Below are 13,748 nucleotides of genomic sequence, written 5' to 3' on the forward strand. Positions count from 1 at the left end.
TGACCTGATCGCTACTCGCGAGCGGACCCGCCGCCCTTCAGGAGAGAAGGGGCCGCGTCAGCCCGCCGGAGATCGCGATCCCCGGCCTCGCCGACGCGGACACGACGGGAGCACCGGCGACCACGAGCCCGGCCGCGAGCGGCGCGATCACTGAACCGTTCATGGCATCCACGATCGCCGACCTCCCTGATACCGGGCCGTCGCCGTGCTGACACGGCCGCTGACGCGACACCGCGTCAGGTCCGATCGTCGCCGGACCTCCGCCGGCCTGGCGCACCGCCCGGCGTGGCCTTCGTCACCGGCCCCTTCGAGGGCGCCGGGTGGATTCGCGGCTGACGAGGTGCCAGGCGACCTCGGTGTCCCGGTCGGCGGGGGTGAGGTGGCCGAGGGCGGTACGGGCGCAGCGGGCGCCCTGGTCGGGGCGAGTGGTCCCAGCGGACCACGGTGTCACCGTCCGCCCAACTGGAACCAGACCACACGACCGACCAGGGTCTCGTACCAACCCCAGGCCGAGGACAGCTCCTGCACCAGCCGGAGTCCGCGTCCTCCACCGCTGTCGGGCCCTACCTCCGCGCAGAGGCGAGGCCGCTGCCCGGTCGATCCGGCGTCGACGACATCGATGTGGAGCGTTCCAAGATGGTTCGCGACGGCGATGATGATTCGACCGTCGGGGCATCGGCCGGAGTCGGAGTGGCGGATCGCGTTGGTGACGAGTTCGGTGACGAGCAGCAACGCGTCGTCGGTGTGCGGGTGATCGATCCCTTTCAGTAGGTCGTGGACGTAGTGGCGGGCCCGGGGAACGGCCGCGACCTGCGCGGGCACCTCGACCTGGCCCAGCAGCCCCAGCGCCCTCATCTCGTCCCCCGCGTGATCCGCTCGCAGGCCTTCCGAGCCCTGGTCCGGGAGCCTCGCTCGTGCCTACGGCTCCGGGTGCACGCCGAGACGCGGCCCCGCTGCTCGGTCGCGAGGTCCCGCTGTCCGGGAGGCAGGAAGATCTCCATGCTCGGTCGGCGGTCGGGGTGGAACCGCACCACGGAGTCGAACCCCAACTCGTTCAACTCCCAGGCCAGCTCCACCAGCTGCCCACCCCACCCCCGAAGATCACGCACCCTCATCTGCTCGTCCACCCTTCGTGAGCTCCGCATCTGTTGGGTACTTGCCGTGGCCACTTTCATCTACGGAGGGTCACGGCTCGTACGCATAGAGCATGCATCTCCGCCAACGATCGCGCTACCAAAAACGCAAATCGCGTTCCGAAAAGCGTCAGCACTCTCCGTTGGGGGTCGGTTACTGTTGGCGTCGATTCGATGGAGGGGGAACGTGAGGCAAATGGGAAGTCCGACGGTGCGCAGGCGTCGCCTCGCCTCTGAGCTACGCCGCCTGCGCGACCGGACGCAGCTGACGTTGGAGGAAGTCGCTGAGCGACTTACCTGGTCGGCCACCAAGGTCTCGCGGATCGAGACCTGCCGAGTAGGCGTCACGCTCAAGGATGTCGGACGCCTTCTGGATCTCTATGAGATCGACGTCTCTAAACGAGAAGAACTGATCGACTTGGCGCGTGACTCCCGGAAAAAGGGCTGGTGGCAGGCTTACGGCGATCTCCCAACGGAGTACGCCACCTACATCGGGCTGGAAGCCGAGACTGCCTCGATGCGCGGCTTCGCCGCCACCATCGTGCCCGGCCTGCTCCAAACGGAAGACTACGCACGTGCTGTTATTCGCGCAGCCTTGGTCATGTCGCCTCCCGGCGAGATCGAACGTCGCGTTGAAGTTCGCGTGGCACGTCAGGCATTGCTCTTTCGGGATGATCCCCTGCGCTTTTGGACCGTCTTGGATGAGGCCACCATCCGCCGTGCCGTAGAGGATCCCGTCGTGATGCGATCCCAGCTCAAGCGACTCCTTGAGGTAACCGACCTGCCCAACATCACCGTGCAAGTGCTTCCGTTCGCAGCCGGAGCCCACACAGCCACAGGCGGTGCGTTCCACATCCTGGAGTTTCCCGGGTGCGCTGACCCCGATGTGGTCTTCGTGGAGAACCTGGGAGGCAACCTGTACGTGGAGCGCGAAGCGGATGTTTACCGTTATACGGTGGCATTCGACCACCTGCGCGCCAAGGCGTTGGATCCCGATGATTCCCGACGTTTTATCGCGAAGGCGGTTGCCCAGCTTGGCTGATCCTTGTGAGGGGAAATGGAATGTCCGAGCTAGACCTGTCCCGGTTCGCGTGGCGGAAGAGCTCCCTCAGCGGAAACGGCCCAGACTGTGTCGAGGTCGCCTCGCTGAACGCGGGTCGCGTCGGCGTCCGGGACAGCAAGGACCGAAGTGGCCCCGCTCTGATCTTCGCATCTACTGAGTGGCATGCCTTCATCGGCCGCATTAGGAGCGGCGGATTCGACGATCTAGCTATTTGATCCCGCGATGAGACCGGTCTGGAGACCGGGGTGAAGCATGCGGTCTAGAGTCCGTGCTTGCCGTTCGTGCTGGTGAAGGCGACGGAGTGCTCGATCGTGAGAGGCGTTCTCTTACTGGTCTGGGTCGGCGATCTCGATGATGTGCAGCGGCGCGTCCAGGGTGCTCGACAGCCACGCCCACTTGGAGGCTTTGAGCGTGAGGATCGGGCAGATCGCCACGTCGGCGATCGCGGCCGCGTGGGCGTCGAACGAGTTGAGCTCGGTTGAGGACATGAGATTTACCATGGCGGCGAGTTTCGCGGCTTGGGGGATGCCATCAAGCGGAGCAACGGTGGTGCGTTCGAACGCGGCCAGGCCGGTGAGGAGCGCCTGTGCGTCCGGGAGGCTCTGGCTGTCGAGCAAGGCGCCGGCCACCGTGAGGGACGGGATGACCAGGGAGTGACCTGCCCGGTCGAAGTCCTGTAGGAAACCGATCAGATCGGCGTCACCGCGGGCGACATCGACGAGGACGCTGGAGTCGAGGATGTAGGGGGTGGGGGTGAAGTCACTCACCGGGCGCCGCCGGGAACCCCTGCTCTGCGAGTTGGAGGTTCACGTGCCGCCGCATGCGCGCCACCCGGTCGGGGTCGGCGCTGCGGGCGCGTTCCCGCAGGAGGGCTAGGCCATGCTGGTCGGCGATGCGTTTGGCGGCGACGGAGTCGTTGAAGACGGCGGCGACGCTGGTTGCTTTGCCGGTGGCAACCAGGTGTTCGGCGTATCTGGCGACGTCGGGGTCGACGGTGATCGTGATTCGTTCCTTCTTCTCTCCGCTCATACTCGTCATCATACTCAAATGGTGTTGGCTGGGCAGGAGAAACACCGCTGGCCGCAATGAGACCGGTCCGGAGACCGGGGTGGAACCGGAGTTCCTTCATGATCTCCGGCACGTTGGCCGGGATGCCGCAATGAGGCCGGTTTGGAGACCGGGGTGAAATGTTCGCGAGCTGGTTTTATGGCCAAGAGTAACCAGGCTAAATCGACGAGGCGTCCGGGTAGGAAAGTCCGCTTTCTCAAGGACGCTGAGTGGATTCGCGGCTGACGAGGTGCCAGGCGACCTCGGTGTCCCGGTCGGCCGGGGTGAGGTGGCCGAGGGCGGTACGGGCGCAGCGGGCGCCCTGGTCGCGAAGGGACTGGGCGACGGTGGTGAGCCCGGCGGAAACGGCGGCGTCGGAGTCGTCCCAGCCGCTGAGGGCGAGGTCGCCGGGCACGGTCAGGCCCAGGCGGGCGGCGGCGCGCAGGACGCCGAGGGCCAGCTCGTCGCTCATCGCGGCGATCGCGTCGCAGGCGTGCGGGCCGGTGAGCAGCTCGGCCGCGAGTGCCTCGGCCTCCCGTGCGCTGTTGGTGGAGCAGACGGCCACGCGGACCCGTGACCAGTCGCCGCCGGTCTCGGCCCAGGCGTCGCGGTAGCCGCGCAGGCGCCGGCGGGTGACCCGGAAGGTCGAGGCGTCCGGATCGACCCCGCCCGGAGGCAGGGTGCCGGACCCGGCTGGCGCGGCGTCGTCCAGGGGCGCGCCGGAGGTGACGCCGGACAGCCTCGCGCGGTCGAGGGGGAAGCTCAGCACCCCGGGCCGCCGCGCCCCCGCGAAGACCTCGCGGCCGACGGCCGCCGCCGCGGCCCGGTCGTCGGCGGCGACGAAGGAGAGGCCGTCGCGGCGCGGGCCCCCGTGGACCACGGCGGGCAGGCCGGTGGCGGAGATGGCGTCGATGACGGGGTCGTCGTCGGCGGTCGTCCAGACCACGAAGGCGTCAACGGCGGCCTCGGTGACCCGGTCGACGTCGGAGGGGCTTCCGGTGACGGGGACGAGCGTGAGCGCCATGCCGTGGTCGGCGCAGACCTGCGCGACGCCGGACAGGAAGCGGGTCGCCTGCGGGTCGTCGAAGGCGTAGGTGAGGTGCTCGCCGAGGACGACGCCCAGGTTGCCGGTCCGGCCGCTGCGCAGCGAGCGCGCGCCGGGGTGCGGGCCCGGGTAGCCGAGGCGCTCGGCGGCCTCGCGGACCTTGGCCCGCGCCTCGTCGGAGACCCGGCCCGGCCGGCCGTAGGCGTACGAGACGGTCATCACCGACACCCCTGCCGCGCGGGCGACCTCGGCCATGGTCACCCGGCGTCGCGCCGCCCGTCCGCTCATGGGCCGAGGATATCTGTGTATCGATACACAGCTGATTTGTGTATCGTTACACACATGTCAGGAGGAATGGGCGGAGTCCGGGCACGTACCGCTTATATGGGGTTTGCCGCGTTCGGTGCTTTCTGGGGGGTGTGGGGTGCCTCGGTGCCCGCGATCCGGGCTCAGGCGCAGCTGAGCGACGGGCAGCTGGGCACGGCGCTGCTGTTCGTCGGGGCGGGGGCGCTGCCCGCGATGCTCGTCACCGGCAGGGCGGTCGACCGCTGGGGGCTCCGGGTGGCGGCGTTCCTGCTGGTGACGCTCGGCGCGGTGGGGACGCTGGTGGCCGTGGCCGGGCGCGACTTCTGGAGCCTGTCGGCGGGGCTGGCGCTGCTCGGTGCCTCCTCGGGAGCGGCCGACGTCGCGATCAACTCGGCGGCGGCCTCGGCGGAGCGGGCGTCCCGCCGGCCGGTCATCACCCGCGCGCACGGCACCTTCTCCGCCATGGTGGTGGCCGGCAGCCTCTCCGCCGGGCTGCTGCTCGGCGCCCTGGGGTTGCCGGTCGTCGTACCGTTCCTGCTGGTCGCGGGGGCCGCGGCCGGCGCGGCCCTCAGCGTGTCGGCCGACCGGCGAGCCGCCGCGGCCCTCGGCGTCGTGGCCGACCGGCGGGCCGCCCCGGCCCTCGGGAGGACCGTCCCGGACACGGCGGGAGTCTCCCCGGCCGCCGGGAGAACCGTTCCGGACACGGCAAGGGCCGCCCCGGCCGAGGGGACCGTTCCGGAATCGGTAAGAGCCATCCCGGTCACCGAGGGGACCGCCCCGGGCGCGGCGGGGGCCGCCCGGGGCGGCGAGCGGCCGGGGCACCGGGGGCACCGAGGGCACCGGGGACACGCCGTGCGCCCGTTCCCGCTGCTCGTGGTCGGCGGCCTGGGCGCGCTCGCCTTCGCGGTGGAGAACGCCCACCAGAGCTGGGGCGCGGTCTACCTGGCCGACGTGGCCGGCGCGGGTCCCGCGCTCGCCGCGGCGGGTCCGGCGGTCTTCGCCGCCGTCGTCGCCCTCACCCGCTTCGCGGCCGGCGCGGTCGGCTTCCGGCACGCCGCGACCGTGCTCGTCTGCGGCGCCGCGACGGCCGCCGCCGGGACCGCGCTGGTGTCCGTCGCGACGGCCGTCCCGGCGGTCCTGCTGGGACTGGCCCTGGCCGCCGCCGGCACGGCGGTGCTCTTCCCCATGCTGATGGGTGTCGTCGCGGCACACGTGGGCGAGGCGGCGAGGGGGAGGGCGACGTCCGTGGTCACCACCGTGGCCTACCTGGGGTTCCTCGCCGGTCCTGTCTACGTCGGGCACTGGGCCGAGGCGACCGGCCTGCCGGGGGCGATGGCGGCCGTCGCCGCTCTCGCCGCCGCCCTCGCGGCCATGTCCTGGCCCGCACTGCGATCGGCCGTCCGCACCGGCTCCCCGTGGGACCGCGGTGACCTTCACCATGCGGAGAAGATCAGCGGTCGAACCTCATGACGCCCATCTGGCCCCTGCCGGTTCGCCCCCGTTAACTTTCGATCTGCCGAGATTTCGAGGTGCCGGACGGCGCTCAGAGGTTCTGCTCCGGCGCTGTCGTGCACCCCATCCGGTCGTCCGCCCGCCGGAGCCTGGTCGCCCGTTTCCGGATCAGGCTCCGGCGTGACGCCGTCACTGGGCGCCGGCGGCCGGGCGTATCACGATCTCGTTGACGTCGACCTCGGGGGGTCGGCCGATCGCGAAGGCGATGGCGTCCGCGATCGCCTCGGCCGGGATGGCCACCGACCGGTAGGTCTTCATGGCCTCGCGGGCCACCGGGTCCGAGATGGAGTCGGCCAGCTCGGACTCGGTGACGCCGGGGGAGACGACGCTTACCCGGATGTCGCCCGCGGACTCCTGGCGCAGCCCCTCGGAGATCGCGCGCACCGCGAACTTGGTGGCGCAGTACACCGCGGCGGTCGGCGACACCTCGTAGGCGCCGACCGAGGCGATGTTCACGAAGTGCCCGCCGCCCTGCTCCCGCATGACCGGCAGGGCGGCGGCGATGCCGTGCAGTACCCCGCGGACGTTCACGTCGATCATCCGGTCCCACTCGTCGACCCTCAGTTCCGCGAGTGGTGACAGCGGCATCACGCCGGCGTTGTTGACCATCACGTCCAGGCGCCCGTACCGCTCCCGCGCGGCGGCCACGAAGGTCCGCACGTCAGCGGCTTCGGTGACGTCCAGCCGCCGGAACGAGGCGCTGCCACCGTCGGCGATGATCTTCGCCGTCAACTGTTCCAGCCGGTCCGTACGCCGCGCGCCGAGGAGGAGGTGATGGCCGTCGGCGGCCAGGCGGAGCGCGGTCGCCTCGCCGATCCCGCTGCTCGCCCCGGTGATTGCGATGATCTTGGCCGATGCCCTCATGCCCGCTCCTTCTCCCGGTACAGCACGAGGTGCTCGTGGTAGAGCACGCCGTCGCGGATGTCACCCGTGGCGGTGAACCCGGTGTCGTCGACGTAGTCCAGATGGCCGCCGGTCACCGTGTACCGGCCGGTGTACGCGCTGCGCCGACCGCCGCGTGCCTCGTCGTACCGGCCGTCCGCTCGCAGCTCCTGGCGGATGTGGCCGTCCGCGGTCACCCACATGCCGGCCACGTCCACCTTCCCGTCATCGGTGGTTCTCGTCATGCTCTTCTCCCTCACATGGTGATCTGTCCTTCGTCACCGAGTCTGGGCTGAGTGCGGACCGTCAACCAGGGCGCTCGCCGCCTGGGTGCGACGCACCCGGGCAGGCCGCTGTCCACCCGCCTAGCCTGGGGATATGGCCAACAATGAGCTGGGAGACTTTCTGCGCGCACGCCGTTCGGGCCTGCGGCCAGAAGACGTCGGCATGGCGACCTACGGGGTCCGCAGGGTCGCCGGACTGCGGCGCGAGGAGGTCGCCGTTCTGGCCGGCATGAACGCCGACTACTACACCCGCCTGGAACAGGGGCGTGAACGCCATCCCTCCCCCCAGGTGCTCGACGCGCTCAGCCGTGCCCTGCACCTGGATGTCGACGCCCGCGCGCACCTGTACCGGCTGGCGGGCGCCGCGCCGGATGAGCGGCCGGGGCAGATCCCGGACACGGTCAGTCCCGCATTGCGTCAGCTGATGGACGGCTACCCGAACACTCCCGCGTTCGTCATCAACCGCACCCTGGACATCCTCGCCGCCAACGCGCTGGCCGACGCTCTGTTCTCACCCTTCGAGCCCGCCGACAACCTGGCCCGGATGGCCTTCCTCGACCCCGCCGGGCGGCACTTCTACACCCGCTGGAACTGGGCCGCCCAGGCCACCGTGGCCAATCTGAGGCAGGCGGCCGGCTTCGACCCCGGGCATCCCCGGCTCCGCGAGCTCGTACGGACCCTGACCGAGCGGAGCGGCGAGTTCGCGACCCTGTGGAGCGCGCACGACGTGCGGGGCAAGACCCGGGACGCGAAACACCTCATGCACCCGGACGTCGGCCCCTTGGTCCTTACCTATCAGGCCTTCGACGTGCGCGACGCGCCCGGCCAGCAGCTGATCATCTACCACGCCGAACCCGGTAGTCCCAGCGCCCAGGCACTCACCCTGCTCGGCAGCATCGGCGCCTCCCGGCGACAGACCCTGGGGCGTTCGGCCGATTGACCCGCGACCTCGGCCGGAGAGAGGCCGGGTTCGGACGACGACGGTTCGTGGCATAAGGTAAATGGCTGTCGCGTTCCACAGGGACGCACACGATGACCGCTCGGCGGCCGCGCAAGCGGTATCAACCCCGGTCGAAGCCCGCCACCCCGGTGGGCTCCCGAACCGGGCGGAGTCTCCGTCTGGATGATGGACGGAGAGATGTTGACCTCGTACGTCGCCGTGCTCGGCTCGCCCGGAGCCTGGCGCTTCCTGCTTCCCGCCTTCGTCGCGCGCCTTCCGAACGCGATGCTCCAGCTCGGCGTGCTGCTGCTCGTGCACTGGTCCACCGGCTCGTACGGCGCGGCCGGGGTCGCCGCCGCCGTGGCCGCGGTGGCGCCCGCGCTGGTCGGCCCGCGCACCGGGCGGCTCGCCGACCGGTACGGGCAGGCGAGGGTGCTGGTCCCGCAGGTCGTCGTGCACGCCGTCGCGCTGGGCGCCCTGCTCGTGCTCGCCTCGGCGCACGCCTCCGCGGTCTCGCTGGTGGTCGTCTCGGCGCTGGCCGGGGCGACGATGCCGCAGGTCGGCTCGATGGTCCGCGCCCGCTGGGCGCACGTGCTCGGCGGGTCGGGCAGGCTGGACACGGCCTTCGCCCTCGAGTCCATCACCGACGAGCTGACCTTCACCCTCGCCCCGGTGCTGCTCGTGGCCATCTCGACCGGGTTCTCACCGGTGTGGGCACTGTCGGTGGCGCTGGTGATGGTCGTGGTGGGGACGCTCGCGTTCGCCGGGGTCCGCAGGGGTGCCCCCGAACCGATGCCGGTCCTGGTCCGTTCCCAGCGCGGCGTGCTGCGGTTGCGCGGGGTGGCCGTGCTCGCGCTGGCCTTCGTCGCCCTCGGCACCGTCTTCGGCAGCCTCCAGGTCGGCGTCACCTCCTACACCGCGGCCCTGGGCCAGGCCGGCGCCGCCGGACCGGTCTACGCGAGCTTCTCCGGCGCCAGCTTCGTCGGGGGCATCCTCTACGGCGTGGTCCGCTGGCGGATCGGCGCCCCGGTCAGGCTGGTCGCCGCCTTCGGCCTGCTCTCCGCGGCCACCGTCGCCCTGACGCTCGCCGGATCGGTCCCGCTGCTGTACGCCGGGGCCGCCGTGGCCGGGTTCGTCATCGCCCCGGCCGTCATCACCGGCTACACCCTGGTCGAGGGCCTCATCCCGGCAGAGGTCAGGACCGAGGCCTTCACCTGGCTCAACGGCTCCGTCGGCATGGGCATCGCCGCGGGCGCGGCCGTCGCGGGCCAGCTCGTGGACCGCTTCGGCGCGGCGTTCGCCTTCCTCGTCCCCCCGGTCACCACCGGTCTGGCCGCCCTGCTCGTGCTGGTCTTCCTGCGCCGCCTGCGGCCGGGTGCCGGCCGCGCCCCGGCGCGCGACCTGGTCGCCACGGGCTGAGAAACACCGGGCGGGGAGGTCGACCACCCGTCAGCCGTGTCACCGACCTGCCAGGTCATGTCCGACGAATCCGGCGGCGTTGTCAGAACGGCCGGACACGCCCAGTATGGGGATCTTCTATGCTCCGTACTCCGCGTACTCCGCGTGTTGCGGGGCAACGGGCACGACGACGAACGGACACCGGTGACACACACACTCCAGGAAGTCGGGACGAACGGGCCGCGTGCGCTGCCCGGAGAGCTGGTGGCGGCATGAGCGGCCTTGGGAGGTGGAGCCTCGGTATCGGCGTCGGGCTCCTGGTCGTGGCCGTGCTGTGCAGGGCGCTGAACCTGATCCCGGTCACGGTGATCACCGGCCTCCTGGGCCTGATCGCGCTCGGCATGGCGGGGTACGACGCGCTCTACGAATGGCAGGGCCGGGTCGACCTGCGCCGTCGGGCAGCCAGGGCCCACCGGGAACGTGAAGGCCGCCAGGGCCGCTGAACCGCGGTGCGGGACCCACGCGGGCTGGTACAAATGCGGCATGAGCGAATCCGCCGGGTATCCCCCGCAGTCGAACGTGCCGTCGGCCCGGCGTGTCCACAGCCGGACGTACCGCGTGTGGGCCCGCGCCCTCCTGTGGACGCCGATCGCGCTCACGGTGGCCGGTGTCGTCCTCGGCCTGGGGCTGTTCGCGGCGGCTGACGCCGACCCGGCGTACGGTTCGTCCGCGCTCGGCTATCTCGGAATCTTCGTGTGGGGCGGCCTCGCGGTCCTGTCGCCGGCCCTGCTCGGGTCGTTCGTCGCCGGGCTGGTCATGCTGATCCGCGCGCGCGGCTGAGGTCGCGGCAGGACACGGGCCCGCCGCGACGGCGAGGATCCCGGCAGAGAGCGTGCCCGGTGACCGGGCGACGGCGGTCGACGCCGGGCCACCGCGGAGCGGACGCCGCGGCGGCCCGGACGGGGACGAGGTACCGCGGGGAGGGGCGCGGTGACCGGAAGAGGGATCAGGCGCCGGCGGCCTGGCGGGCGCGGCGGGCCTCGCGGCGCTCGACGAAGCGGGAGGCGGTGACCTCCAGCTTGCCGAGAAAGTCGGAGAGCTCCTCGCGGGCCTTCTCGCCATCGGCGCCGAGGTTCTTCATGTTGAACACGTCCCACTGGCGCAGGACCGGCTGCAGGACGTCGTCGATGTGCAGGCGCAGGTCGTAGATCCCCGCGTTGGCGATGGTCATGGCCTTGCGGGTGAAGCCCTCGATGCCGGTTCCCGGCATCTGGAAGGTGGTGACGACGTCGGTCACGGCGCGCATCGTCTGGTCGGGGGCGAGCTGGAAGGCCGCGTTGAGCAGGTTGCGGTAGAAGAGCATGTGCAGGTTCTCGTCGGCGGCGATCCTGGCGAGCAGCCGCTCGCAGTTCGGGTCCTCGGAGGCCTTGCCGGTGTTGCGGTGCGAGATGCGGGTGGCGAGCTCCTGGAAGGAGACGTACGCCACCGAGGCGAGCACGCCCTCGTAGGAGTTGGTGAAGCCCTCGCTCATGTGCACCATCCGGGCCCGCTCCAGCGCGACCGGGTCGACCGCGCGGGTGACCGTCAGGTAGTCGCGGATGGCGGTGCCGTGGCGGCCCTCCTCGGCGGTCCAGCGGTGCACCCAGGTGCCCCACGCCGCGTCGCGACCCAGGGTCGTGGCGATCTCGTGGTGGTAGCTGGGGAGGTTGTCCTCGGTCAGCAGGTTGACGATGAGGGAGATGCGGGCTTCCTCGGGAATCTTGGTGTCGGTCTCGACCCAGGCGTCCCCGCCGTAGAGGCCGTCGTAGTTCCGTCCCTCCGACCAGGGGACGTACTCGTGCGGGAACCACTCCTTGGCCACCTTGTGGTGCCGGTCCAGTTCCCCCGCGACGACAGGCTCAAGCTCGAGCAGCAGCTCGGTCTCACTGAACTCTCGCATCAGGTTTCTCCCTCGAAGACTACGCAACCGTAACCTACGTTAGCGTAGGTAAGACGTGATGGGTACGTGCCGCATGTCTCATTTACTCGCTCGTGGGCGATTCAAGGGAGCCCCTTCGCCGTCAGCCGAGACCGATCGGCTGCCGAGGATGCCGGGTGCCGTCCGGACCCGGCCGGTGAGGACGGCGCGCGCCGTCCGGGCCCGGCTGGGCGGGGACCGTCATGCCCCGTTCCCGCACCGCGGACCGGTGACCGGCCACGCCGTCGCGGTGCCCCGGCCAGAGGGCGGCTAAGAGGATCAGTGTCATCTCGGAGAGCACCAGCAGCCGTTCCACCAGGCCGTAGTGGTCGGCGCCGTCGATCAGGTCCGAGACGAGCGAGCCCGGGTGAGCGGCCAGGAACCAGGCGAGGAACACCACCGACAGGACGGAGACCGCCGCCAGTGGCCCGTTTCCCGACCGGCGGCCGAGCATCCACCCCGCGCAGGGCAGCGCGGTGAAGACCACGGCCGCCGACCAGCGGTGGATCTCCCCGGCGATCGAGACGACGCCGGGCGCCGCGTCGGTGGGGAACGCGGCGGTGAGAAGGAGTCCCAGCGCCGCGGCCACGAACAGCGCGCGCGAGGCGGCACCGCGCACCGGCGCCACCCGGGCCAGCAGGTACGCGACCCAGAGACAGCCCATGGCCAGGGCGATCGTGCCGCCCACCATCGCCCAGGCGCTGTCGTCGCGCAGCGCGTAGTCGCTGATCAGGCCGTTCAACGGGTCCACCGCGTCGGCCGCGACCAGGTGCGCGTAGCCCATCGCGGCCAGGGCGAGCAGCGGCCCGGCCACGCCGGGCCAGCGGGACGGCGGGCCCCCGTTCACCGCGCCACCTCCCGGTGTGCCGCTTCGGAGTTCATCGCGCCACCTCCCGGCGGGCCGTTTCGAAGTCCGGTCCCGGCTCCCGGCGGATCGTCTCGAACCTCATCGCGCGACCTCCTGGTAGATCCGCTCGAACCTGGCCAGGGAGGCCTGGTGGTCGTGGGTCAGCGCGATGGCGCGGCTCGCGGCGCCCATCGCGGCACGCGTCCCGGGGGAGGCGAGCAGGGCGCCCAGGTGCCGGGCCAGTTCCTGCACGTCGCCGGGCCGGAACAGGTGGCCGTTCTCGCCGGGCCGTACCAGGTGCGGCAGGGCCATCGCGTCCGCGGCGACGACCGGCAGGCCGCTGGCCATGGCCTCCAGCGTGGCGATGCTCTGCAGCTCCGCGACGCCCGGCATGGCGAAGACGTCACCGGCGGCGTACACCTGGGGCAGCGTCTCGTCGGGGACGAACCCGAGGAAGGACACCCGGTCCCCGACCCCGATCCGGTCGGCCAGCCTGGCGAGCGCGGCCCGCTGCCCGCCGGTTCCGGCCAGCGCGATCTGCGCGTCGGTGTGGACGAGCACGCGCGGCAGGGCCCGGACGAGCTCGTCCAGCCGCTTCTCCTCGTCCAGCCGGCCGACGAACACGATCGTGTCCCGGTCGGGCAGGCCGAAGGCCCTGCGGGCCCACGCCTTCGGCTCGGCGCGCGGCTGGAACCTCGCCAGGTCGATGCCGCAGGAGATGGGCTCCACCGGCGGGCCGAAGCCCTTGCCCGTGAGCAGCCCGGCCGCGATCTCGGTGGGCGTGGTGACGCGGTCGGCCCTGGAGAAGACGCGGTTGAAGTCCTTCCAGGCCAGCGCGCCCGCCCTCTCGCGGAGCCGTCCGGGGATGTGCGCGAACTGGAAGAGGTTGTCCGGCATGAAGTGGTTGGTCGCCACGACCGGGACGCCGGCGCGCCGGGAGGCGGAGATCGCCGCGCGGCCGACGACGAAGTGCGCCTGCACGTGGACCACGTCCGGGGCGATCCTGTCGATCAGCCGGTCCAGCCGGGCCGGCACCGCGACCCGCATGGTGGGGTGGACCAGCACCGGTGCCGAGCGCAGCCGGTGCACGGTCACCCCGTCCATCTGCTCGGTCCTGGCCGGTCCCTCGTCCGAGGCGCACACCACGTGGACCTCGTTTCCCCGCTCGGCCAGGCCCTGGGCGAGCCGGTGGGCGAAGTAGGCGGCGCCGTTCACGTCCGGCGGGTAGGTGTCCGCCCCGATCAGCACCCGGCGGGCCCGGGTGGCGAGGAGGGCGGGGGCCTGCACGGGGGCGTACAGGGGGGCGGTGGCCGGCATGACCATCGGTGCTCCGT

18 protein-coding genes are annotated in these 13,748 nt (G+C 71.4%); 7 read left to right on the forward strand and 11 right to left on the reverse strand.

All coding sequences use genetic code 11. The features are described from left to right. Window positions 1–37: 37 nt before the first annotated feature. The 3 genes from ACTOQ1_RS38660 to ACTOQ1_RS38670 all read right to left on the reverse strand — a co-directional run bounded on the left by ACTOQ1_RS38660 (window position 38) and on the right by ACTOQ1_RS38670 (window position 1,127). Window positions 38–163 (reverse strand): hypothetical protein, encoded by a 126-nt coding sequence (locus ACTOQ1_RS38660; protein WP_440073103.1) that lies wholly within the window; start codon window positions 161–163, stop codon window positions 38–40. A gap of 284 nt (window positions 164–447) precedes the next feature. Next, window positions 448–855: an ATP-binding protein gene (locus ACTOQ1_RS38665; protein ID WP_440073105.1), complete on the reverse strand. Its 408-nt coding sequence runs from the start codon at window positions 853–855 to the stop codon at window positions 448–450. Further along, window positions 852–1,127, reverse strand: a complete 276-nt coding sequence (locus tag ACTOQ1_RS38670) for a hypothetical protein (RefSeq protein WP_440073106.1) — start codon at window positions 1,125–1,127, stop codon at window positions 852–854. Before ACTOQ1_RS38670 ends, ACTOQ1_RS38665 begins: the two co-directional genes overlap by 4 nt. A 202-nt stretch (window positions 1,128–1,329) precedes the next feature. Between ACTOQ1_RS38670 and ACTOQ1_RS38675 the strand changes: the two genes are divergently transcribed. Together ACTOQ1_RS38675 and ACTOQ1_RS38680 are read left to right on the forward strand one after the other, a co-directional pair. Further along, a complete protein-coding gene (locus ACTOQ1_RS38675; RefSeq protein WP_440073108.1) occupies window positions 1,330–2,175 on the forward strand; it encodes a helix-turn-helix domain-containing protein in 846 nt (281 codons plus the stop codon). Window positions 2,176–2,195: 20 nt separating this feature from the next. Further along, window positions 2,196–2,411 (forward strand): DUF397 domain-containing protein, encoded by a 216-nt coding sequence (locus ACTOQ1_RS38680; RefSeq protein ID WP_440073110.1) that lies wholly within the window; start codon window positions 2,196–2,198, stop codon window positions 2,409–2,411. A gap of 111 nt (window positions 2,412–2,522) precedes the next feature. Here the strand turns inward: ACTOQ1_RS38680 and ACTOQ1_RS38685 are convergent, their stop codons facing one another. The 3 genes from ACTOQ1_RS38685 to ACTOQ1_RS38695 all read right to left on the reverse strand — a co-directional run bounded on the left by ACTOQ1_RS38685 (window position 2,523) and on the right by ACTOQ1_RS38695 (window position 4,576). Then, window positions 2,523–2,963, reverse strand: coding sequence for a hypothetical protein (locus ACTOQ1_RS38685; RefSeq protein WP_440073111.1), 441 nt, complete (start codon window positions 2,961–2,963; stop codon window positions 2,523–2,525). Next, a complete protein-coding gene (locus ACTOQ1_RS38690) occupies window positions 2,956–3,225 on the reverse strand; it encodes a hypothetical protein (RefSeq protein WP_362698125.1) in 270 nt (89 codons plus the stop codon). Before ACTOQ1_RS38690 ends, ACTOQ1_RS38685 begins: the two co-directional genes overlap by 8 nt. Window positions 3,226–3,460: 235 nt before the next feature. After that, entirely contained in the window at window positions 3,461–4,576 is a 1,116-nt protein-coding gene (locus ACTOQ1_RS38695) for a LacI family DNA-binding transcriptional regulator (RefSeq protein ID WP_440073112.1), read from the reverse strand. A 144-nt stretch (window positions 4,577–4,720) separates the two neighbouring features. Between ACTOQ1_RS38695 and ACTOQ1_RS38700 the strand changes: the two genes are divergently transcribed. Beyond that, on the forward strand, window positions 4,721–6,064 hold the full coding sequence (locus tag ACTOQ1_RS38700; protein WP_440073113.1) for an MFS transporter: 1,344 nt from the start codon (window positions 4,721–4,723) through the stop codon (window positions 6,062–6,064). A gap of 171 nt (window positions 6,065–6,235) precedes the next feature. On the opposite strand, the gene ACTOQ1_RS38705 is transcribed toward ACTOQ1_RS38700, so the two are convergent. Beyond that, window positions 6,236–6,970, reverse strand: a complete 735-nt coding sequence (locus tag ACTOQ1_RS38705) for an SDR family oxidoreductase (RefSeq protein ID WP_440073114.1) — start codon at window positions 6,968–6,970, stop codon at window positions 6,236–6,238. After that, window positions 6,967–7,233: an Atu4866 domain-containing protein gene (locus tag ACTOQ1_RS38710; protein WP_440073115.1), complete on the reverse strand. Its 267-nt coding sequence runs from the start codon at window positions 7,231–7,233 to the stop codon at window positions 6,967–6,969. The genes ACTOQ1_RS38705 and ACTOQ1_RS38710 overlap by 4 nt, the downstream gene beginning before the upstream one ends. Before the next feature lie 133 nt (window positions 7,234–7,366). Here ACTOQ1_RS38710 and ACTOQ1_RS38715 point away from each other — a divergent pair, with 133 nt between their 5' ends. The 4 genes from ACTOQ1_RS38715 (at window position 7,367) to ACTOQ1_RS38730 (ending at window position 10,450) form a co-directional block, all read left to right on the forward strand. Then, entirely contained in the window at window positions 7,367–8,212 is an 846-nt protein-coding gene (locus tag ACTOQ1_RS38715) for a helix-turn-helix transcriptional regulator (protein WP_440073117.1), read from the forward strand. Window positions 8,213–8,410: 198 nt separating this feature from the next. Continuing rightward, window positions 8,411–9,631, forward strand: coding sequence for an MFS transporter (locus ACTOQ1_RS38720; RefSeq protein WP_440073118.1), 1,221 nt, complete (start codon window positions 8,411–8,413; stop codon window positions 9,629–9,631). A 251-nt stretch (window positions 9,632–9,882) separates the two neighbouring features. Further along, entirely contained in the window at window positions 9,883–10,113 is a 231-nt protein-coding gene (locus ACTOQ1_RS38725; protein ID WP_440073120.1) for a hypothetical protein, read from the forward strand. A 40-nt stretch (window positions 10,114–10,153) separates the two neighbouring features. Beyond that, a complete protein-coding gene (locus ACTOQ1_RS38730) occupies window positions 10,154–10,450 on the forward strand; it encodes a hypothetical protein (RefSeq protein WP_440073122.1) in 297 nt (98 codons plus the stop codon). Window positions 10,451–10,616: 166 nt separating this feature from the next. Here ACTOQ1_RS38730 and ACTOQ1_RS38735 read toward each other — a convergent pair whose 3' ends face one another. The 3 genes from ACTOQ1_RS38735 to ACTOQ1_RS38745 all read right to left on the reverse strand — a co-directional run bounded on the left by ACTOQ1_RS38735 (window position 10,617) and on the right by ACTOQ1_RS38745 (window position 13,737). Further along, complete coding sequence (locus ACTOQ1_RS38735; protein WP_440073123.1) at window positions 10,617–11,549, reverse strand: acyl-ACP desaturase; 933 nt, start codon at window positions 11,547–11,549, stop codon at window positions 10,617–10,619. 121 nt (window positions 11,550–11,670) lie between these two features. Then, window positions 11,671–12,414 carry a DUF998 domain-containing protein gene (locus ACTOQ1_RS38740; protein ID WP_440073125.1) on the reverse strand — a complete coding sequence of 248 codons (744 nt, stop codon included), beginning with the start codon at window positions 12,412–12,414 and terminating at the stop codon, window positions 11,671–11,673. Window positions 12,415–12,513: 99 nt separating this feature from the next. Continuing rightward, entirely contained in the window at window positions 12,514–13,737 is a 1,224-nt protein-coding gene (locus ACTOQ1_RS38745) for a glycosyltransferase (protein ID WP_440073126.1), read from the reverse strand. Window positions 13,738–13,748: the final 11 nt, after the last annotated feature.

Origin of the sequence: Streptosporangium sp. OZ121 (assembly GCF_051918885.1) — a bacterium.
Classification (GTDB): Bacteria; Actinomycetota; Actinomycetes; order Streptosporangiales; family Streptosporangiaceae; genus Streptosporangium.

Coding starts and splice junctions, on each gene's coding strand:
- ACTOQ1_RS38725 (WP_440073120.1), top strand. CDS start 9,883: ATGAGCGGCCTTGGGAGGTGGAGCCTCGGTATCGGCGTCGGGCTCCTG.
- ACTOQ1_RS38690 (WP_362698125.1), bottom strand. CDS start 3,225: ATGAGCGGAGAGAAGAAGGAACGAATCACGATCACCGTCGACCCCGAC.
- ACTOQ1_RS38665 (WP_440073105.1), bottom strand. CDS start 855: ATGAGGGCGCTGGGGCTGCTGGGCCAGGTCGAGGTGCCCGCGCAGGTC.
- ACTOQ1_RS38710 (WP_440073115.1), bottom strand. CDS start 7,233: ATGACGAGAACCACCGATGACGGGAAGGTGGACGTGGCCGGCATGTGG.
- ACTOQ1_RS38680 (WP_440073110.1), top strand. CDS start 2,196: ATGTCCGAGCTAGACCTGTCCCGGTTCGCGTGGCGGAAGAGCTCCCTC.
- ACTOQ1_RS38660 (WP_440073103.1), bottom strand. CDS start 163: ATGAACGGTTCAGTGATCGCGCCGCTCGCGGCCGGGCTCGTGGTCGCC.
- ACTOQ1_RS38720 (WP_440073118.1), top strand. CDS start 8,411: ATGTTGACCTCGTACGTCGCCGTGCTCGGCTCGCCCGGAGCCTGGCGC.
- ACTOQ1_RS38675 (WP_440073108.1), top strand. CDS start 1,330: ATGGGAAGTCCGACGGTGCGCAGGCGTCGCCTCGCCTCTGAGCTACGC.
- ACTOQ1_RS38705 (WP_440073114.1), bottom strand. CDS start 6,970: ATGAGGGCATCGGCCAAGATCATCGCAATCACCGGGGCGAGCAGCGGG.
- ACTOQ1_RS38695 (WP_440073112.1), bottom strand. CDS start 4,576: ATGAGCGGACGGGCGGCGCGACGCCGGGTGACCATGGCCGAGGTCGCC.
- ACTOQ1_RS38730 (WP_440073122.1), top strand. CDS start 10,154: ATGAGCGAATCCGCCGGGTATCCCCCGCAGTCGAACGTGCCGTCGGCC.
- ACTOQ1_RS38715 (WP_440073117.1), top strand. CDS start 7,367: ATGGCCAACAATGAGCTGGGAGACTTTCTGCGCGCACGCCGTTCGGGC.
- ACTOQ1_RS38745 (WP_440073126.1), bottom strand. CDS start 13,737: ATGGTCATGCCGGCCACCGCCCCCCTGTACGCCCCCGTGCAGGCCCCC.
- ACTOQ1_RS38735 (WP_440073123.1), bottom strand. CDS start 11,549: ATGCGAGAGTTCAGTGAGACCGAGCTGCTGCTCGAGCTTGAGCCTGTC.